Annotated in this window: 20 protein-coding genes; 12 read left to right on the top strand and 8 right to left on the bottom strand. The window is 61.5% G+C overall.

What is annotated here, in order from left to right; genetic code table 11:
* Window positions 1-9: 9 nt before the first annotated feature.
* From EET67_RS04630 to EET67_RS04600, 7 genes are all read left to right on the top strand, one after another.
* Window positions 10-876, top strand: coding sequence for an SDR family oxidoreductase (locus EET67_RS04630; protein ID WP_128625045.1), 867 nt, complete (start codon window positions 10-12; stop codon window positions 874-876).
* Window positions 877-897: 21 nt separating this feature from the next.
* A complete protein-coding gene (locus EET67_RS04625) occupies window positions 898-1,089 on the top strand; it encodes a twin transmembrane helix small protein (RefSeq protein WP_128625044.1) in 192 nt (63 codons plus the stop codon).
* Window positions 1,090-1,116: 27 nt separating this feature from the next.
* Window positions 1,117-1,698 carry a cob(I)yrinic acid a,c-diamide adenosyltransferase gene (locus EET67_RS04620; protein ID WP_128625043.1) on the top strand — a complete coding sequence of 194 codons (582 nt, stop codon included), beginning with the start codon at window positions 1,117-1,119 and terminating at the stop codon, window positions 1,696-1,698.
* Window positions 1,699-1,824: 126 nt separating this feature from the next.
* Window positions 1,825-2,595 carry a rhomboid family intramembrane serine protease gene (locus EET67_RS04615; protein WP_128625042.1) on the top strand — a complete coding sequence of 257 codons (771 nt, stop codon included), beginning with the start codon at window positions 1,825-1,827 and terminating at the stop codon, window positions 2,593-2,595.
* Between the two features lie 208 nt (window positions 2,596-2,803).
* Window positions 2,804-3,553 carry an electron transfer flavoprotein subunit beta/FixA family protein gene (locus EET67_RS04610; RefSeq protein ID WP_128625041.1) on the top strand — a complete coding sequence of 250 codons (750 nt, stop codon included), beginning with the start codon at window positions 2,804-2,806 and terminating at the stop codon, window positions 3,551-3,553.
* Between the two features lie 20 nt (window positions 3,554-3,573).
* Complete coding sequence (locus tag EET67_RS04605; protein ID WP_128625040.1) at window positions 3,574-4,503, top strand: electron transfer flavoprotein subunit alpha/FixB family protein; 930 nt, start codon at window positions 3,574-3,576, stop codon at window positions 4,501-4,503.
* 118 nt (window positions 4,504-4,621) lie between these two features.
* Complete coding sequence (locus EET67_RS04600; RefSeq protein ID WP_128625039.1) at window positions 4,622-5,503, top strand: 3-hydroxybutyryl-CoA dehydrogenase; 882 nt, start codon at window positions 4,622-4,624, stop codon at window positions 5,501-5,503.
* Window positions 5,504-5,572: 69 nt separating this feature from the next.
* On the opposite strand, the gene EET67_RS04595 is transcribed toward EET67_RS04600, so the two are convergent.
* Window positions 5,573-5,998: a VOC family protein gene (locus EET67_RS04595; RefSeq protein ID WP_128625038.1), complete on the bottom strand. Its 426-nt coding sequence runs from the start codon at window positions 5,996-5,998 to the stop codon at window positions 5,573-5,575.
* 58 nt (window positions 5,999-6,056) lie between these two features.
* Here EET67_RS04595 and EET67_RS04590 point away from each other — a divergent pair, with 58 nt between their 5' ends.
* Window positions 6,057-6,782 carry a winged helix-turn-helix transcriptional regulator gene (locus EET67_RS04590; RefSeq protein WP_128625037.1) on the top strand — a complete coding sequence of 242 codons (726 nt, stop codon included), beginning with the start codon at window positions 6,057-6,059 and terminating at the stop codon, window positions 6,780-6,782.
* A 3-nt stretch (window positions 6,783-6,785) separates the two neighbouring features.
* Here the strand turns inward: EET67_RS04590 and ugpC are convergent, their stop codons facing one another.
* The 5 genes from ugpC to tlpA form a co-directional block, all read right to left on the bottom strand.
* The gene (gene ugpC, locus EET67_RS04585; protein WP_128625036.1) at window positions 6,786-7,850 is read right to left on the bottom strand and encodes a sn-glycerol-3-phosphate ABC transporter ATP-binding protein UgpC; all 1,065 of its coding nucleotides are present in this window, start codon (window positions 7,848-7,850) and stop codon (window positions 6,786-6,788) included.
* Window positions 7,851-7,854: 4 nt separating this feature from the next.
* On the bottom strand, window positions 7,855-8,703 hold the full coding sequence (ugpE, locus tag EET67_RS04580; RefSeq protein WP_128625035.1) for a sn-glycerol-3-phosphate ABC transporter permease UgpE: 849 nt from the start codon (window positions 8,701-8,703) through the stop codon (window positions 7,855-7,857).
* Window positions 8,704-8,921: 218 nt separating this feature from the next.
* Window positions 8,922-9,836, bottom strand: a complete 915-nt coding sequence (gene ugpA / locus EET67_RS04575) for a sn-glycerol-3-phosphate ABC transporter permease UgpA (protein ID WP_128625034.1) — start codon at window positions 9,834-9,836, stop codon at window positions 8,922-8,924.
* Between the two features lie 49 nt (window positions 9,837-9,885).
* Window positions 9,886-11,196, bottom strand: a complete 1,311-nt coding sequence (gene ugpB / locus EET67_RS04570; RefSeq protein ID WP_128625033.1) for a sn-glycerol-3-phosphate ABC transporter substrate-binding protein UgpB — start codon at window positions 11,194-11,196, stop codon at window positions 9,886-9,888.
* Window positions 11,197-11,362: 166 nt separating this feature from the next.
* On the bottom strand, window positions 11,363-12,073 hold the full coding sequence (tlpA, locus tag EET67_RS04565) for a thiol:disulfide interchange protein TlpA (protein ID WP_128625032.1): 711 nt from the start codon (window positions 12,071-12,073) through the stop codon (window positions 11,363-11,365).
* Window positions 12,074-12,103: 30 nt separating this feature from the next.
* Here tlpA and argH point away from each other — a divergent pair, with 30 nt between their 5' ends.
* The 4 genes from argH to EET67_RS04545 all read left to right on the top strand — a co-directional run bounded on the left by argH (window position 12,104) and on the right by EET67_RS04545 (window position 17,766).
* The gene (gene argH, locus EET67_RS04560) at window positions 12,104-13,504 is read left to right on the top strand and encodes an argininosuccinate lyase (protein WP_128625031.1); all 1,401 of its coding nucleotides are present in this window, start codon (window positions 12,104-12,106) and stop codon (window positions 13,502-13,504) included.
* An 80-nt stretch (window positions 13,505-13,584) separates the two neighbouring features.
* Window positions 13,585-13,794, top strand: a complete 210-nt coding sequence (locus tag EET67_RS04555) for a lipoprotein (protein ID WP_128625030.1) — start codon at window positions 13,585-13,587, stop codon at window positions 13,792-13,794.
* A 48-nt stretch (window positions 13,795-13,842) separates the two neighbouring features.
* Window positions 13,843-15,108, top strand: a complete 1,266-nt coding sequence (lysA, locus tag EET67_RS04550) for a diaminopimelate decarboxylase (protein ID WP_128625029.1) — start codon at window positions 13,843-13,845, stop codon at window positions 15,106-15,108.
* Window positions 15,109-15,204: 96 nt separating this feature from the next.
* Window positions 15,205-17,766: a TIGR02302 family protein gene (locus tag EET67_RS04545; RefSeq protein ID WP_128625028.1), complete on the top strand. Its 2,562-nt coding sequence runs from the start codon at window positions 15,205-15,207 to the stop codon at window positions 17,764-17,766.
* Window positions 17,767-17,834: 68 nt separating this feature from the next.
* Here the strand turns inward: EET67_RS04545 and EET67_RS04540 are convergent, their stop codons facing one another.
* Both EET67_RS04540 and EET67_RS04535 read right to left on the bottom strand, forming a co-directional pair.
* Entirely contained in the window at window positions 17,835-18,068 is a 234-nt protein-coding gene (locus EET67_RS04540; RefSeq protein ID WP_128625027.1) for a sulfurtransferase TusA family protein, read from the bottom strand.
* Between the two features lie 9 nt (window positions 18,069-18,077).
* A complete protein-coding gene (locus EET67_RS04535; protein ID WP_165899785.1) occupies window positions 18,078-19,367 on the bottom strand; it encodes a L,D-transpeptidase family protein in 1,290 nt (429 codons plus the stop codon).
* Window positions 19,368-19,531 lie beyond the last annotated feature (164 nt).

Raw genomic sequence — 19,531 nt, 5'->3', positions numbered from 1 at the left:
TCGCTGCAAATGGCAAGTCTTGGCAAAATAACGAATTCTCCAGACGAAGGGTTGCGCACCATCATCGTGACCGGTGCCTCGTCGGGTATCGGCGCCTATTGCGCACGCGCGCTGAAGGCCGAAGGCTGGCGCGTCTTTGCCACCGCGCGCAAGCCGGAAGACATTGCTGCCCTCGAGGCGGAGGGCATCGAAGCTTTCTATCTCGACTATCGCGAGCCCGCTTCGATCGCGGCCCTCGTGTCGGCCGTGATGGAGCGCACGGGCGGCAGGCTTGACGCACTCTACAACAACGGAGCCCACGCGCAGGCCGGCGCGGTGGAGGATTTGCCGGTCGAGGCGCTGCGCGAACAGTTCGAGGCCAATCTCTTCGGCTGGCACGACCTGACCCGGCGCATCGTCCCGGTGATGCGGGCACAGGGCCACGGCCGTATCGTCAACTGCTCCTCGATCCTCGGCCTGACCCCGGTGAAGTGGCGCGGCGCCTATGCCGCTTCCAAGCATGCACTGGAGGGATTGACCCTGTGCATGCGCGCCGAACTCGAAGGATCGGGCATCCATGTCTCGCTGATCGAACCCGGCCCCATCGAATCGAAAATCGCCTCCAACGGGCTGGCCTGGTTCCTCAAGAACATCGACCACGAAAATTCGGTCCACGCCAAGGACTATGAACGGCAATTGGCGCGGCTGCGGGCTGGCGGCTCGAAGTCCCGCCTGAAGCTCAAGTCCGATGCGGTCTATGCGGTATTGCGCCACGCCCTGCTGTCGCCAAGGCCCAGGCCGCATTATGTGGTGACATTGCCTGCCCGGATTGGTGTAGTGCTGAAACGCATTCTGCCCGCCGCGCTTTTCTATCGTGTGCTTGCCTCGCAGGCCTGACCAACAAGCTGGAATCCCCCTATGGCAACTGCCTTCAATATCTTCGCTATCGTCGTCATGTTCGCTGTCGTGGTGGTGCTGATCCGCGGTCTGATGAACATGATGCGCGGCGGCTCGGGCAACACGTCCAACAAGCTCATGCAGTTGCGCGTGCTACTGCAATTCATCGCGCTGGTGCTGATCCTGCTGGCGGTCTATTTCAATCGCGGGTAGCGGCGACTCGCTGCGTGGAGGTCAGGAATGGTACGACTGAACAAGATCTATACCCGAACCGGCGACGATGGCACGACCGGCCTGGGCAGCGGCGAAAGGCGACTGAAATCCGACTTGCGCGTAGAGGCTTACGGGACGGTGGATGAGGCCAATGCCTGCATCGGGATGGCGCGCGTACATACCGGCACGGCCTATCCCGAACTCGACGCCATCCTCTCGCGTATCCAGAACGATCTGTTCGATCTTGGCGCCGACCTGGCGACCCCCGATACCGGCAAGAAGCTGGATTACGAACCGTTGCGGATCATTGCCTCGCAGGTGGAGCGCCTCGAAGCCGATATCGATCTTCTGAACAAGAACCTGCAGCCCCTTCGCTCATTCGTGTTGAATGGCGGCTCGCCGGCTGCGGCAGCCCTTCACCTTGCCCGCACCGTCGCAAGGCGTGCCGAACGGGCTATGGTAGCGCTGGCGCAGGACCCGGACGAGCATGTCAACCGCGACGGCATCAAATACATCAACCGCGTCTCCGACCTGCTGTTCGTGGCGGCCCGCTGCGTCAATGACAACGGAAACGCCGATGTGCTATGGGTACCGGGCAAGAATCGTTAGAGCATTGTGCAGCCAAGTGGAATCGCTTGGCGTTCTACAAATGCGGCAAACCAACGGATAGAGCGGCAACCCGGGTTATCCGGGCGTCCGCCGCTCTAGTATGTCGCGGGAGCGGAAAACGAGGCGATGTTCATTCCGCTGCACGATGCCAACAGCCTGAAACACATCAAGCATCAATATGTGACGATCGCGTTGATCGTCACCAATATCGGCATCTATTTCTTCACCTCCTTCGGCAGCGAACATGCAGCGCAGATCGCTGCCGTCAGCCTCGGCTATATCCCGTCGGTGGCTTTCGACACTGCCGAACTGCCGCCCGAATATGCGCTGGTGCCGGGATATCTGACCTATATCACCTATGCCTTCCTGCATGGCGACATCTTCCACCTCGGCGGCAACATGCTGTTCCTGTGGGTGTTTGGCGACAATGTCGAGGACGCACTCGGTCATTTCCGCTATCTGGTCTTTTATCTGCTGTGCGCGATCTCGGGCGCGGTTGTGCATGGCCTGGTCGCGCCCGATTCGCAAATGCCGCTGATCGGTGCATCGGGTGCGATTGCCGGTATTGTCGCGGCCTATCTGATCCTGCACCCGAGGGTGAAAATCTGGATCCTCGCCTTCGGCCGCATACCCTTGCGCATCCCGGCCTATATCACACTCGGCCTATGGGTCGTGTTCCAGTTCTTCATGTTCTTGCTCGGCGGCGAGGACCAGATTTCATGGGCATGCCACATTGGCGGCATCGTCGCGGGGGCAGTGCTGATCGTGATCCTGCGCCGCCAGGACGTACCCCTTCTCGATCGGCACATCGTGACGCCGCGCGCTGTCAGGATCGATCAGACGAGCGTCGCCCAACCCAAGCCATCTGAAACCGCGCCGCGCTGGGGAAGACAATAGTTTCGGCTGGTTCAACCGATTAGGACGTTCGCCGGATATTGACGCGCCTTCCCTCGATAACTAGGGTCCGGCCGCTTACGGAAGCCACGCCGCCACCGCAAGCGCATGAAGTTTCCGTTTTTATCGCTCTATATGTCGTCAATCGGCAAATGGGCAGCGGCGAGCCCTGCTAGGGCGCTGCGAAATCATCAGAAGAGGTGAGAAGCACATGAAAGTTCTCGTCCCCGTGAAGCGGGTTGTCGACTACAATGTGAAGATTCGCGTGAAGTCGGACGGCTCGGGCGTTGAGCTTGCCAATGTGAAGATGTCGATGAACCCATTCGACGAGATCGCCGTGGAAGAAGCGATCCGTCTGAAGGAGGTCGGCAAGGTCGAGGAAATCGTGGTGGTCTCGATCGGTCCGGCGCAGGCGCAAGAGACGCTGCGCACAGCGCTCGCCATGGGTGCGGACCGCGCCATCCTGGTCAAGGTCGAGGGCGAAACCGAGCCGCTCGGCGTCGCCAAGGTGCTGAAGGGCGTGGTCGAGGCCGAACAGCCCGGCCTGGTCATCCTCGGCAAGCAGGCGATCGACGACGACGCCAACCAGACCGGCCAGATGCTGTCGGCCCTTCTGGGCTGGGCCCAGGGCACGTTTGCCTCCAAGGTCGAGATCGAGGGCGATCAGGCCAAGGTGACGCGCGAGGTCGATGGCGGCTTGCAGACGGTGAGCCTGAAGATGCCGGCAATCATCACCACCGACCTTCGCCTCAATCAGCCGCGCTACGCTTCGCTGCCCAACATCATGAAGGCCAAGAAGAAGCCGCTGGATGAGAAGACCCCGGCCGATTTCGGTGCCGATGTGGCTCCCCGCCTGAAGGTGCTGAAGACCGAGGAGCCCGGCGGCCGCAAGGCGGGCGTCAAGGTCAAGACCGTGGCCGAACTGGTCGACAAGCTCAAGAACGAAGCCGGCGTGCTCTAAGGTTCGGAAGGATAACAGACATGGCAATTCTCCTCATCGCCGAACATGACAATGCATCGCTGTCCGACCAGACGGCCAAGGCGCTTTCGGCCGCCCTCCAGATCGGCTCCGATGTGGACGTGCTGGTTGCCGGCAAGGGCGCCAAGGCTGCCGCCGATCAGGCGGCCAAGCTGAAGGGCGCGCGCAAGGTGCTTTTGGCCGAAGCCGACGAACTCGAGCAGCGTCTGGCCGAGCCGCTGGCCGCCCTCGTCGTGTCGCTGGCAGGCGGCTATGACGCCATTCTCGCGCCGGCGACCGCCAGCGGCAAGAACGTCTCCCCGCGCATCGCGGCCCTGCTCGATGTGGCGCAGATCTCCGAAATCATCGAAGTGGTGAGCCCGGACACCTTCAAGCGCCCGATCTATGCCGGCAACGCCATCCAGACGGTGCAGTCGGGCGAGGCCAAGAAGGTCATCACCGTGCGCACGGCTTCCTTCCAGGCTGTCGGCGAAGGCGGTTCGGCTGCGGTCGAGACGGTCAGTGCCGCGGCCAATCCCGGCCTCTCGACCTTCGTCGAAAACAAGCTGTCGGGCAGCGACCGTCCTGAACTGACCTCGGCCAAGATCATCATCTCGGGCGGCCGCGCACTCGGTTCCTCGGAGAAGTTCCAGGAGGTCATCCTGCCGGTCGCCGACAAGCTGGGTGCAGCCGTCGGCGCAAGCCGTGCGGCCGTCGATGCCGGTTACGCACCCAACGACTGGCAGGTCGGCCAGACCGGCAAGGTGGTGGCACCCGACCTCTACATCGCCTGCGGCATTTCGGGCGCCATCCAGCACCTGGCCGGCATGAAGGACTCGAAGGTCATCGTCGCCATCAACAAGGATGAGGAAGCCCCGATCTTCCAGGTGGCCGATTACGGCATCGTCGGCGACCTCTTCACCATCCTGCCGGAGCTTGAAAAGGCGCTTTGACTTTAGCTGCAACAGCGCACAAAATTGTGAGAGCGGGGTAGACGAAGTCTCCCCGCTCTCTTAGTTTGCACTGCACAAAAGATGAGCTGAAAAAAAGCTCTTTGACGGGATCAGTGTAATGAGCAGCAGATTGGAGACGATCGGGATCATCGGCGCGGGCCAGATGGGCGGCGGCATTGCCCATGTCGCGGCGCTGGCTGGCTACAAGGTACTGCTCTACGATATTTCCAACGACAGCATCCAGAAGGGCATCGCCACCATCAGCGGCAACATGGCCCGGCAGGTGGGCGCCGGAAAGCTCGACGAAGCTCACCGCAAGGAGGCGCTGTCGCGGATTTCGAGCGCACCGGCAATGGCGGACCTTGCCGGCTCCGACCTGGTGATCGAAGCGGCGACCGAAGACGAGACGATCAAGCGCAAGATCTATGCGCAGCTCTGTCCGCTGCTGAACCCAGAAGCGATCCTCGCCACCAATACCTCCTCGATCTCGATCACGCGGCTTGCGGCCCAGACGGACCGGCCCGAGCGCTTCATCGGCATACATTTCATGAACCCCGTGCCGGTCATGAAGCTGGTGGAACTGGTGCGCGGCATCGCCACCGAGAACGAAACGTTCGAGACGGCGCAGCAATTTGTCCATTCGCTCGACAAGACCACGACGGTTTCGGAAGATTTTCCGGCTTTCATCGTCAACCGCATCCTGCTGCCGATGATCAACGAGGCGATCTATACGCTCTATGAGGGCGTCGGCACTGTCGAAGCCATCGACACGGCGATGAAACTTGGCGCCAACCACCCGATGGGGCCGCTTCAGCTTGCCGATTTCATCGGGCTAGACACCTGCCTGTCCATCATGCAGGTCCTGCATGAGGGCCTGTCGGATTCCAAATACCGCCCCTGCCCGCTTCTGGTGAAATATGTCGAGGCCGGCTGGCTCGGCCGCAAGACGGGACGCGGCTTCTACGACTATCGCGGCGAACATCCAGTGCCGACGCGCTGACTGGACCTTGAATTTTCACGGATGCAGGCGGCATGGTCGCCTGCATCCGAACTCCTCGTCGATACCCGGTCAGCCTGCAGCGGCCATCGACTGCTGCGCGGCCTCCATATCCATCCACGCCACTTCCCAGATATGGCCGTCCGGGTCCTCGAAGCTGCGGCCGTACATGAAGCCGTAGTCCTGCTTGGGGTTCGGGTCCTCCACACCGCCAGCCGAACCGGCCTTGCCGACGACGGCATCGACCTCGTCGCGGCTGTCGGCGGAGACGGCGATCAGTACCTGGCAGGTTTCCTTCGCATTGGCGATTTTGCGGGAGGTGAACTGGCTGAACTTGTCATGGGTCAGCAGCATCGCATGGATGGTCTCGGAAAAGACCATGCAGGCGGCGGTATCGTCGCTGAACTGCTCGTTCTTCCGCCCGCCGACAGCCTCATAGAAGGATATGGACTTGTTGAGATCGGTAACCGGCAGATTGACGAAAATGAGCTTGGACATGGGGGCTCCTCTCTGTTGGATTTGACAACAATGCCCTATTAAGTTACAAAAAACAACCATGCAGTTAAAAAAAATAACTACACACTCCGAAAGCCCGCATCGACGCTGGTATGAAGACGCCTGCGGCACCGCCCATGCCCTTGAACTCGTCGGCGAACGCTGGGCGCTTCTGGTGGTTCGCGAACTGATGTTCGGCCCGAAGCGCTTCAGCGACCTGCGTGCCGATCTGCCCGGCATCAGCGCCAACATCCTCACCCAACGCCTTGAGGGCCTCGAACGCGCCGGCATTCTCATCAGAACCAAACTGCCGCCGCCGGCATCCACACCGGTCTATGAACTGACCGCCTGGGGCTATGAGAGCGAGCCCATCTTCCAGACACTGGGCCGCTGGGCGGCACGCTCGCCGGAGCATGATCCAAGCCTGCCCTTGAGTGCGGTTTCGCTGATGCTGTCGCTGCGCACCATGATCGACCCGCTTCGCGCCGAAGGCATCGACGCCCGCATCGGTTTTCGCCTGGGCGAGGAAAGCTTTCTCGCCCATCTGGCTGGTGGCGGCATCGAGATTGTCCGTAAAGCCAGCGACGGCGCCGACCTGATTTTCACCGGCTCACCACAAATGGTCGCCGCGACCATCTATGGCGGCCAGCCGATCGAGGCCCTCGAGGCGGCGGGCGTACTGCAACTGGACGGTGACAGGGCACTGGCCAATCGCTTTGTCACCCTCTTCCCGCTGCCGCCGAAAGCCGATCATCTGCTCGCGGCCGCCCTGCAGAGCCGGGATTGACCTTTATCCCACGCGCTTGCCGGCCTCGTCGAACCAGTGCAGCTTTTCAGACTTAGCGCCGATGCGCAGCTTGTCGCCTGGCGTGGCTGTTGCCCGCCCCGGCACCCGCACGATGATCCGGCTGCCAGCCGCCGAACAATAAAGGAAGCTTTCCGAACCGACCGGCTCGACCGCCTCGACCACCGCGGGAAGGGCCAGCCCAGCCTGTGGCGCCTGGTCTCCGGGCACGGCTTCTGCATCTTCCGGCCGAAAGCCGAGGATAGCCGCACCCGCCGGCGCCGCAACGGCCACATGCGCGCCATTGGCGAAGGCAAACTCATTCGAGCCGCGGGTGAGCTTCAGCAGGTTCATCGGCGGGGCGCCGATGAAACTCGCGACGAATGTCGAGGCCGGCTTTTCATAAATGTCGAGCGGATTGCCCAATTGCTCGACCTGCCCGGCATTCATCACCACCAGAACGTCCGCCAGCGTCATGGCCTCAAGTTGGTCATGGGTGACATAGACGCTGGTAACGCCGAGCGAGCGCTGCAGGTTCTTGATCTCGACCCGCATCTGGCCGCGCAGCTTGGCGTCGAGATTGGACAGAGGCTCGTCGAACAGGAACACTTTCGGGTTGCGCACGATGGCGCGGCCCATCGCAACGCGCTGGCGCTGGCCGCCGGAAAGCTCGCGCGGGCGCCGCTCCAGAAGGTGGCCCAGTTCCAGTATCTCGGCGGTCTCGCGCACGCGCCGGTCGATCTCGTCCTTGGCCTTACCGCGATTGCGCAGGCCGTAGGCCATGTTGTCGTAGACCTTCATATGCGGATAGAGCGCGTAGTTCTGGAACACCATGGCGATGTCGCGCTCGGCCGGACCGATCGCGTTGACGACCCTGCCGTCGATCGAAACGGACCCTGCCGAGATCGTTTCCAATCCAGCGATCATGCGCAGCAGGGTGGACTTGCCGCAGCCGGACGGGCCGACCAGCACGCACAGCGCCTTGTCGGGAATGGCGATGGAAACGCCCTTCACCGCCTCGACGCCGCCCGGATAGACCTTCCTTACATCCCTCAGATCGACAGTTGCCACGCGCTCATTTCTCCGTCTCGACCAGGCCCTTCACGAACCAGCGCTGCATCAGAAGCACCACCACGATTGGCGGCACGATGGCCAGCATCGAAGTGACCATCACCAGATGCCATTCGGTATCCGCATCCGCAAAGGAGATCATCTTGCGCAGCGCAATGACGATCGTGTTCATGTCGTTACGGTTGGTCACCAGCAGCGGCCACAGATATTGCGTCCAGCCATAGATGAAGAGGATCACAAACAGGGCCGCGATATTGGTGCGCGACAGCGGCAGCAGTATATCCTTGAAGAAACGGAACGGCCCCGCGCCATCGACACGCGCCGCCTCGACCAGTTCGCCGGGAATGGTGAGGAAGAACTGGCGGAACAGCAGTGTCGCGGTCGCCGAAGCGATGATCGGAACGATGAGACCGGCATAGGTGTCGATCAGGCCGAGATCGACCATCACCTTGTAGGTTGGCAATATGCGAACCTCGACCGGCAGCATTAGCGTGATGAAGATCAGCCAGAAGAACGTCATCCGCAGCGGGAAGCGGAAGAACACGATGGCATAGGCCGAAAGAATTGAAATGACGATCTTGCCGATGGCGATGCCGAGCGCCATCACCGTCGTGTTGATGAGCAGCGTGCTGACCGGCACCCCGCCGATGCGGCCGACGCCGCCGAACAGCGCAGTCGAGTAGTTTTCGATGAAGCGATCGCCGGGCAGCAGCGGCAGCGGCGGACGCAGGATCGTCTGCAGCGAATGCGTGGAGGCGACGAAGGTATAGTAGATCGGGAAGACGACGATCAGGATGCCGACGACCAGCAGGAGATGCGCAATCACCCTGCGAAGGGGGGACGAGCCGATCATGCGGTTTCCTCCCTCCTTGAGGGCAACGCAATTGCGTTTGAAATCACCCCCACCCCTAACCCCTCCCCACAAGGGGGAGGGAACATTGCTGCATGACAGTCTGACGCCAACCTTTACCGTTGTTAGTGGCAATGGCGACAACATCGTCCCCCTCCCCCTTGTGGGGAGGGGTCAGGGGTGGGGGTATAAGGCCGGCCAAGCCCTTCAAAGAAACAAGCTCACCCATAATGCACCTTCCTTTCCACGAAGCGGAACTGGAAGGCGGTGAGCGCAATGACGATGGCCATCAGGATCACCGACTGGGCCGCTGAGTCGCCCAGGATCAGATTGACGAAGCCGTCATTGTAGACCTTGTAGACCAGTGTTTCGGTGGCCTTGCCCGGCCCGCCGCCGGTCACGGCATGGATGATGCCGAACGTGTCGAAGAAGGCGTAGGTCGTGTTGATGACGAGGAGGAAAAACGTGGTCGGCGCGAGCAGCGGGAAGATGATGGTCCAGAAACGCTTGGTTTCACCGGCGCCGTCAATGGCTGCCGCCTCGATCAGGGTTTTCGGGATTGCCTGCAGCCCGGCAACGAAGAACAGGAAATTATAGCTGATCTGCTTCCAGGCCGCGGCCGCGACGACGAGGACCATCGCATCGCCGCCATCGAGCAGCGGATTCCAGGCGATGCCGAGCCAGCGCAGCCCATAGGCCAGCGTGCCGATCGAGGGATTGAACAGGAACAGCCACAGCATGCCGGCGATTGCCGGAGCAACGGCATAAGGCCAGATCATCAGCGTGCGATAGATGCCGCGCCCGCGAATGACCTTGTCGGCCATGACCGCCAGCAATAGCGCCACTGCCATGGCAACCAAGGCCGTGGCCAATGAAAACACCGCCGTGACCTGGACCGAATTGACATAATTCGGGTCGGACAGCACGCGGACGAAATTGTCGAACCAGACGAATTTCGAACTCAGGCCGAACGGGTCCTCACGCAGCGCAGATTGATAGAGCGCCTGGCTCGCCGGCCAGTAGAAGAACACCGCCGTGATCGCAAGCTGCGGGGCGACCAGCAGATAGGGCAGAATCCGGTTGGGAAAGACGACACGTGGTGACAGGGATTTCCTCCGCCTGAACGAGAGCGCCATCCGCACGGTTCACATGCGGATGGCCATGGTCTACCTTGTGTGTTGCTATTTAGTTGCCGATGGCCTGCTGGATCGCAGCATTGCCGCGGGAAACGGCATTGTCGAGCGCCTGCTGTGCCGTCTGTTCGCCGGCCAGCATCTTCTCATATTCCTCGTTCTGGATGTCGCGGACCTGCGGCAGGTTGACGAGGCGAACGCCCTTTGAATTCTCGGTCGGCTCCTTGCCCATCATCTGCTGGATAGGCGTTTCGCGACCGGGATTCTTCTCGTAGAAGCCGGACTTCTTGGTTTCCTCATAGGCCGCCATCGTCACCGGCAGATAGCCCGACACCTGGTGCAGGCGCGCCTGGATTTCGGTTTGCGACAGGAACTGGAAGAAGGCCGCCACGCCCTTGTATTCCTCGTCGGACTTGCCGCCAAACACCCACAGGCTGGCGCCGCCCGGAATGGTGTTCTGCGGTGCACCCTCCGCCGTCGGCTCGTAAGGAAGCTGGCCGATGCCGTAATTCATGCCGGATTTGACGATGTCACCCAACCCGCCGGAGGATTCGGTGAGGATGCCACATTCGCCCGATAGGAAGACCTGCTTGGCCTCGGAAGTGCGGCCACCATATTTGAACGTACCGTCCTTGGCGAGATCGGCCAGTTCCTGGAAATGCTTCACGAAGACCGGCGAGTTGATCTTCAATTCAACATCGGTGCCAGCGAGACCATTCTCTTGCGTGCCATATTGCAGGTTGTTCCAGGCCGCAAAATTCTCGGTGTGGATCCAGGTCAGCCAGGTCGAGGTGTAGCCGCAGGAAGCTGCACCGCTGGTCTTGATCTTCTTGGCCGCTTCCCAGACCTCCGGCCAGGTCTTGGGCGGGTTGTCCACATCGAGCCCGGCCTTCTGGAAAATGTCCTTGTTGTAATAGAGGATCGGCGAGGACGAATTATAGGGGAATGACAGCATGGTGCCGTCAGGCTTCGAATAATAGGCGACGATGCCCGGCAGATACTGGCTCTTGTCAAAGGTGGAGCCGCCCATGGACAGGATTTCGGCAACCGGCTTCACGGCACCCTCGGCCGCCATCATCACGCCCGTGCCGACATCGAACACCTGCAGGATATGCGGCGGCTGCTTGGCGCGGAAGGCGGCAATACCGGCGTTCAACGCCTCGGGATAAGTACCTTTGAAAACCGGAACGATTTTATATTCGCTCTGGCTTTCATTGAACTCCTTGGACAGCGTTTCAACGACTTCATTATTCGCGCCTGTCATGGCGTGCCACCATGAAATCTCGGTGACGGCGAATGCGCTGGAGGTCGAAAGAAGGGTGAATGTCGCGGCAATTCCCGTCGCAACGTATTGAATTTTCATGTCTTTCTCCCGTTCGTGATTGGCCAAGAGCTAAATCTCGCAACGGGAGTATCGATGGAATGTGACAGCGGGACAATGGTTTTGTTGCCATTGCATGAATTTCGTCTTTATTTCGTGTCGCATTCGTTTTAACGCGGCAGCGAAATCGGATGCGAATAGGCCCCGGCTAAGTACCCGGCGTCGCGTCGGCCGCCTGGTCGAGAGCCGTTTCGATCAGATGTTTCGCATCCTTGCCTGCCCATTCTGCGGGGCCATTCATATTGGCCAGCAGACAGCCATCGCCGTCGACCAGCAAAGTTACCGGAAGGCCGAGCGCAAGGCCCCGCTTCTTCAGCTCATTGAACAGGTCGAGCGTATTGTCGCGATAGAAGCCGAGCGCATCGACGCCGATCTCGGCAAGGAATTTCTTCGGCTTCTCATCGTCGCCGGTATCGACATTGACCGCCACCACTTCGAATTTGTCGCTGCCCATCTCCTTCTGCAGCGTGTTCAGCGCCGGCATCTCGGCCCGGCACGGCGCACACCAGGTGGCCCAGAGATTGACCAGCAGCGTCTTGCCCTCACGATCGGCAAGGCTCATCGGCTTGCCGTCGGGCGCGTTGAACGCGAGCGCCTTGAGTGACCGCGGGGGATTTGCCGGCAGCATCGCCGCAACCTGGCCGGTAGCCGCATCGGCCACCGTCTTGGCCTTGTCGGCCTTGGCCTCGCACGAAGCGGCATCGGCGCCGCTTGCGGTGACTGCCGGTTGCTGCGGGGCACCGTTGTTGCCAGAAAGGGTGATGCTGGCATATACCGCCACGGCACCGGCAAGTGCCCCGGCAATGGCAGCCATGACCAGCAGGCGCCCGGTCGGTATGAGTTTCTTTCCGTCAGCCATTCATTTTTTCTCCGGAGCCCGGTTATCACGATGAGCGACAAGAAGGCCAGCAATGCGATGTGGGGCGGACGTTTTGCCTCGGGTCCGGCGGCGATCATGGAGGCGATCAACGCCTCGATCGGCTTCGACAAAAAACTCTACGCCCAGGACATTCGCGGTTCTATCGCCCATTCCGAAATGCTTGCCGAAACGGGCATCATCGAAGAAAAAGATCAAGAAAAAATCGCTCACGGGCTGAACACGATCCTGCGAGAGATCGAAAGCGGTGCGTTCGAATTCTCCGCCCGGCTTGAAGACATCCATATGAATATCGAGGCGCGGCTTGCCGAGTTGATCGGCCCCGCCGCCGGCCGCCTGCACACCGCGCGCTCGCGCAACGACCAGGTCGCCGTCGATTTCCGCCTGTGGGTCAAGGACGAGATGCTGCGGGTTGCGCAGGCTCTGAAGGGGCTGATCGAAGCATTCCTGAAGCGCGCCGAGGAACATGCCGCCACCGTCATGCCGGGCTTCACCCATATGCAGACGGCGCAGCCGGTGACCTTCGGCCATCACTGCATGGCCTATGTCGAAATGTTCGGCCGTGACCTTTCACGCGTCCGCGACGCGCTGGAGCGCATGGATGAAAGCCCGCTGGGCGCGGCTGCCCTTGCCGGCACCGGCTTTCCCATCGTGCGCGCCCGCACCGCCAAGGCGCTCGGCTTCCGCGAGCCGACCCGCAATTCGCTCGACAGCGTATCCGACCGCGACTTCGCGCTGGAATTCCTGTCCATTGCCGCAATCTGCGCCACCCATCTGTCGCGGCTTGCCGAGGAGATCGTCATCTGGTCGACGCCGCAATTCGGCTTCATCCGGCTTTCCGACAGCTTCTCGACCGGCTCTTCCATCATGCCGCAGAAGAAGAACCCCGACGCCGCCGAACTGGTGCGCGCCAAGACCGGCCGCATCAACGGCCATCTGGTCGGCCTGCTGACGGTGATGAAAGGCCTGCCGCTGACCTATTCGAAGGACATGCAGGAAGACAAGGAAGCCGTGTTCGACACGGCCGAAACGCTGGACCTGATGCTGGCCGCCATGACCGGCATGGTCGGCGACATGGAGATCAATGTCGAGGCCATGAAGAAAGCGGCCGGTTCCGGCTATTCCACCGCCACCGACCTTGCCGACTGGCTGGTGCGCACGCTCGGCCTGCCCTTCCGCGAGGCTCATCATGTCACTGGCCGGGCAGTGGCGCTGGCCGAAAGCAAGAAGGTGGGGCTGGAGAAGCTTGCGCTTGAGGATCTGCAATCGATCCATTCCGGCATCACCAGGGACGTGTTTTCGGTGCTATCCGTGCAGAATTCGGTGAAGAGCCGCACTTCTTATGGTGGGACGGCCCCCAGCGAGGTTCGCCGGCAAATCCGCTACTGGAAGAAACGCATTCTCAAGGCATGAGGACCGCGCCCATTTGCCGGATGCAATGGGCGCAAATTTTGGGTAGAAGCAGGCAACGATTTCTCGGACGGATGGCAGGCATGACCGGCAGCAGATTTTTCACCACGCTTGTGCTTCTGGCAGCACTTGGCGTCGTGACCACGGCCTGTGGGCGAAAATCGGGTCTCGACACACCCTATCAGGCGGCGGTGGATGCGCGTAAGGAAGCCGAGAAGGCTGGCGAGCCGGTGCCGCCAGCGCCGGAAAAACCTGTCGCCGACAAACCGTTCCTGCTCGATCCGCTGCTCTGAGCCAGTCAAATGCCGGCGTGACCCGTCGGCGATCCAAGGCGAAAAAACGTGAACCATTTCCAATATCGTGACGGCGTGCTGCATGCCGAAGATGTCGCCCTGCCGGAAATCGCAGCCGCGGTCGGCACACCGTTCTATTGCTACTCCACGGCAACGCTGACACGGCATTTCCGTGTCTTCAGCGAGGCGTTTGCCGATCTGGACACGCTCGTCTGCTATGCCATGAAGGCCAATTCCAACCAGGCCGTGCTGAAGACGCTGGCAAAGCTCGGCGCCGGCGCCGATGTGGTTTCGGAAGGCGAATTGCGGCGCGCGCTCGCAGCCGGCATTCCGGCCAACAAGATCCTGTTTTCCGGCGTCGGCAAGACCGCACGCGAGATGGACCTTGCCCTGGAAGCCCGCATCCTGTGCTTCAATGTCGAATCCGAACCTGAACTCGAAATGCTTTCGGCGCGTGCGGTTGCATCAGGCAGGACCGCGCCGGTGTCGCTGCGCATCAACCCGGATGTCGACGCCAGGACCCACAGGAAGATTTCCACCGGCAAGGCCGAAAACAAGTTCGGCATCGCCTGGCAGCGCGCAAGGCAGGTCTATGCGCGTGCAGCCAGCCTGCCCGGCCTGAAAGTCACCGGCATTGACATGCATATCGGCAGCCAGATCACCGATCTGCAGCCTTTTGACGATGCCTTCGCCCTCCTGGCGCAGCTTGTGGACACGCTGCGTGCCGACGGCCACGCCATCGAACATGTCGATCTCGGCGGCGGCCTTGGCATTCCCTACCGGCTCGACAACGATCCTCCGCCGCTGCCCGACGCCTATGCGCAGATCGTGCGCAAGCATGTCGCCAAGCTTGGCCTCAAGGTCATGTTCGAGCCCGGCCGGATGATCGCCGGCAATGCCGGCATATTGGTCTCGCAGGTGATCTATCTGAAGGAAGGCGACGCCAGGAATTTCCTCATCGTCGATGCGGCCATGAACGACCTCGTGCGCCCGACGCTCTATGACGCCTTCCACGACATCCGTCCTGTCGTCCAACCCGACCCGGATGGCAAACGCATGAAGGTCGATGTTGTCGGCCCGGTCTGCGAGACCGGCGACTATCTCGGGCTCGACCGTGACCTGCCACGGATGAAAGAAGGTGACCTGATCGCCATCGGCACTGCCGGCGCCTATGGCGCGGTTCAGGCGGGCACCTACAATTCACGCCTGCTCGTTCCCGAGGTGTTGGTCAACGGCGAAGCATTCCACATCGTTCGCCCGCGCCCGACCTATGAGGAACTGATCGGGCTGGATTCGATCCCCGACTGGCTCTGATCACGTTTTCGCCAGCGCCTCGCCTTCGCCGCGATTGCTGCTATTCTTCTTAAGGTGGATTCCGCGACTTCGCGTGGCCGCCGCCTGGAAAGGGTGATGACGCAACCGACGGCAGAAAACACATATCAAGGCTTTGCCCGGCGCCTCGGCCGCATCCGGCTGCTGACGGCGGCGAGCATGATGGTGGAGCGCGGCTGGCCGCTGGTGCTGCCGCTGTTGGTCATCGCCAGCCTGTTCGTCAGCCTGTCCTGGCTCGGTGTATTTCGCCTTTTGCCGGATATGGCACGCTTTGGCCTGGCCGTTTTGTTTGCCGTCGCTGTCCTTGCCGCGCTCTATCCGCTGCGTTTTTACCGTCACCCTTCCGCATCCGAAATCGACCGGCGCATCGAAAGCGCCAATGAGATGCTGCACACGCCGGTGCAGGTGCAGACCGATCGCCCGAGCGGCAAGGGCGGCCTGTTTGCCGAGGCTCTGTGGCGTGAGCATCAACGGCGCATGGCCGAAAAACTCGGCGGCTTCGGCAGCGATTTGCCGCGGGCGCGGGTGCCGGAACGTGACCCCTGGGGCCTCCGCGCCGCAGCTGCATTGCTTCTCGTCGTGGCCTTCGCCTTTTCGCACAGCCCGCTCGGCGGACGGCTCGACGATGCGTTCCATATGGGCACGGCATTCGAATCCATTCCGCCGCGCATCGATGCCTGGGTGACGCCGCCCTCCTATACCGGCAAGGCGCCCATTCTGCTGACGGCCGACCAAAACCAGCAGGCGGCGAGCTTTACCGTGCCGCAAGGCAGCGAAGTTTCCCTGCGCGTCACCGGAGGTGCCGGAGACGAAACGCTTTCCTTTACCGACGCCAAGGGCATGGTGCGCGAGATTACCCCCAAGGCCAGCGGCGAGACGGCAAAGCCTGTAACGACAGGGCCGCAGTTCTCGACGCGCCAGTTCGCCGACAAGCTTGACCATGACGGCATGCTCAGCCTGCAGTCGGGCAGCGGCGAATTGCAGAACTGGGCTTTCACGATAGTCCCGGACAAGGCGCCGACAATCCGCTTCACCGAAGAGCCCAAGCGCGCGGTCAATGGCGCGCTCGAACTTCATTACGAAATCACGGACGATTATGGCGCAGCCTCGGCCGAAGCCGAGTTTGCGCTTGCCGAGGAGCCGGGGGCAGATACGCATCCGCTCTATAAGGCGCCGGAGATGCCCTTGACCGTACCCCGGCGCGGCAAGAATGGCGCAGTGAAGGCTTCGCGCGACCTCACCGAACATGCCTGGGCCGGCAGCACCGTCACGCTGAGGCTAAAGGTGACCGACGATGCAGGACAGGAAGGTCTGAGCGAGACCAAGACCTTCGCCCTGCCGGAGCGGCCGTTCTCCAACCCGCTGGCCAGGGCAGTGGTCGAGCATCGCCGCATCCTGGCGCTCGATGCCAAGCAGAAACCCTATGTGCTGGAATTGATCGACGCCATCACGCTTCGCCCGGAAGACACCATCAAGTCCATGGCGCATTTCCTCGGCCTGATGGCTGGCCGCTCGCAGCTCAAGATGGCCTCGAGTGACGACGAGTTGCGCTCGGTCGCCGACTATTTCTGGGAGATGGCGCTCGCAATCGAGGACGGATCGCTCTCGGACGCCGAAAAACGCCTGCGCCAGGCACAGGAGGCCCTGAAGCAGGCACTGGAAAATGGTGCGAGCGACGAGGAAATCGACAAGCTCATGAAGGAGCTTCGCGAGGCCATGGCGGACTTCCTGCGCGAATATGCCGAGCGCGCGGCCAAGGACCCGAACCTTGCCGACCAGATGCCGCAGAACGGTCAGGAACTGCGCCAGAGCGATCTTGAACGCATGATGGACCAGATCGAGAACCTGGCCAAATCCGGAAATCGCGAGCAGGCGCAGGAGTTGCTGTCGCAGCTTCAGGACATGATGAACAATCTTCAGGCCCGGCGCCAGCAACAGCCCGGCCAGCATGGCGACCAGAGCGAAATGCGCAAGCAGATGGACAAGCTCGGCGAGATCATGCGGCGCCAGCAGGAGATGATGAACGAAACCTTCCGTATGGATCAGATGCAGCGTGGAGACCAGCAGCGCGGCGAGGAATTCGGCGAACAGGGAGAAGGCCAGCAGCCCGGTCAGGGCCAGCAGGGCAGCCCGATGACGCCTGAAGAATTTGCCGAGGCGATGAAGCGCCTGCAGGAAGGCCAAGGCCAGCTCCAGGACGATCTCGAAGGGCTGAAAAAGGGGCTCGAAGGCCTGGGCATCCAGCCGGGAGAAGGCTTCGGCGAGGCGGGCGAAGCCATGGGTGAAGCGGAAGGCGCGCTTGGTCAGGGCGAAGGCGAGCGGGCGGTCGGCGAGCAGGGCCGCGCGCTCGAAGCCCTGCGCAAGGGCGCGCAGGATATGATGCAGCAAATGCAGCAGGCGATGCAGGGCGAGGAAGGCGGCAGCGAAGAGGGTGGCCGCCAGCAGAATTCCGACCGCGACCCGCTTGGACGCCCCCGCGCCACAACCGGCCCGGATTTCGGCGACTCGGTCAAGGTGCCGGATGAAATCGACGTGCAGCGCGCGCGTCGTATCCTCGATGCCATCCGCAAGCGGCTCGGCAATGCGCTCAGCCCGGAACTGGAGCGAAATTATCTGGAACGCCTGCTGGAGATGAAATAGCAGCCACGTTCGGAAGCTTGGCGACCGGCGAGCCGCCCTCTCCCACCCCCGATGATCTTGTGATTATATCAATCGCCGCGTTCGACCAGGAAACGGTGACCGCCTTCCACCGTCTGCGTCTCGATCAGCTTGTGCCCGCTCTCGGTGCAGAAGGCGGGAACGTCGATGACCGCCAGCGGATCGGTGGTTTCAAGCCATAGCCGCGTGCCCGGCTGAAGGCCGGCAAGCCGCTTGCGGGCCTTCAGGACCGGCAGCGGGCAGTTCAGTCCCTTGAGATCATAGATACTGGCTTCCGCAGGCAAGATACGGCCTCAGCTTCCAAAGATGTTGCCGATACGCTTGCGTACACTGCCAAGCAGTCCAGGCTTTTCCGTGGCCTGTTCGGGTGCGGTGGCGGCTTCCGGCGGAATGACGGCGATCTGCCCGGCATCTGCGGTGACCGGAGCCGGCGCGGGAGCGGGTGCCGATTTTTCTGCCTTGGCCAATGCGGCCGCCGCAGCCTTTTCCTCGGCCGCCCGCTTCTTGTCCTCGGCGGCCTTCTTCTTGGCGGCCTCAGCTTCTTCCAGCGCGGCCATGCGCTTACCGGCAGGCGAATCGATGCGGCCCATGCGGGAAGTCACAGAAACGGAACCATCGGCCTCCAGTGATGGCGGCTCGATCGGCACGCGCTCGCCACGTGCCCGCTTGCGCGTCCAATCGGACACGATATTGGCCTCCTTCAAGCCGGCAATGGTCGGCTTGGGCGCAACAGAGCTTTTATTGACGGCGCTGGAGAAGGCTGCCTCATAGGTCGACTGATAGGACTGATAGGCCATTTTCAGCGAATCGGGCTGGGTGAAGGCCGGGCAAGCGCCGGTGGGCGACAAGGCCTCGCCGCCTTCGGTAACCCGGTTGAAGACGTAGCGCTTCTCGCACACATCGACCTTCGGCGGCACTTTCGTGATCTCGAAATGGTCGTAGCCTTCCTTCAGCATCTTCCAGAATTCATAATTCGGGTCGTTGCGATAGCGCGCCATATTGGCCGCGGTCATGCGGAAGGGAAATGACTGGATCTGGAACTCGGTCTGGCCGCCCTTGAAGGCGTCGCGGCCGAATGCGTAGATCTGCTCCATCTGCGCGTCGGTCATCGAATAGCAGCCGGAAGACGAGCAGGCGCCATGCACCATCAGGTTGGAGCCGGTGCGGCCATTGGCGCGGTCATAGGCGTTGGGATAGCCGATATTGAAGGCCAGATGATATTGCGAGTTCGGCTTCATCTGCGCCGGACGCACGGTATAGAAGCCCTCGGGAGCCTGTCGGTCGCCTTCGATGAATTTGGGCCCGAGCTTGCCCGACCATTTGCAGATATCGTAGGTGGCGATGATGTCGTAGCGGCCGGTGGTCTTCTGCTTCCAGATCTCGACCTTGCCTTCCTCCTTGAAGATGCGCGCCAGGATTGGTGCATTGCGCTCCATGCCCTTGGCCTTCATCTCCGCAACGAGCTTGGGCGACAATTGCTTGTCGGCCTTGGGAGAAAGGTCTTCAAAGGTAGTCGATTCGCTGCAGCCCGCCGCCATCAGCGTGACAATCAGCAATCCGGCGCGGGCGAAATCGGCAATCAGCGGCATGAAAAATCGTCTTCGTTTCCCATTGGCCCGGCGGGTTGCACATCCCACCGATCCGTATGTCTTCACGGTACGCGACGCTATGCCGTTAACCTTGAAAATTGATTACCACAAGCAGCAACCGTCCCCGCAGACAGCTTCGTCTTTGACCGGAGAGTGAC

The organism is Borborobacter arsenicus (assembly GCF_003934165.1).
In the GTDB taxonomy this organism is placed as follows: Bacteria; Pseudomonadota; Alphaproteobacteria; order Rhizobiales; family Rhizobiaceae; genus Pseudaminobacter; species Pseudaminobacter arsenicus.
This window is presented reverse-complemented; position numbering and strand designations above follow the sequence as displayed.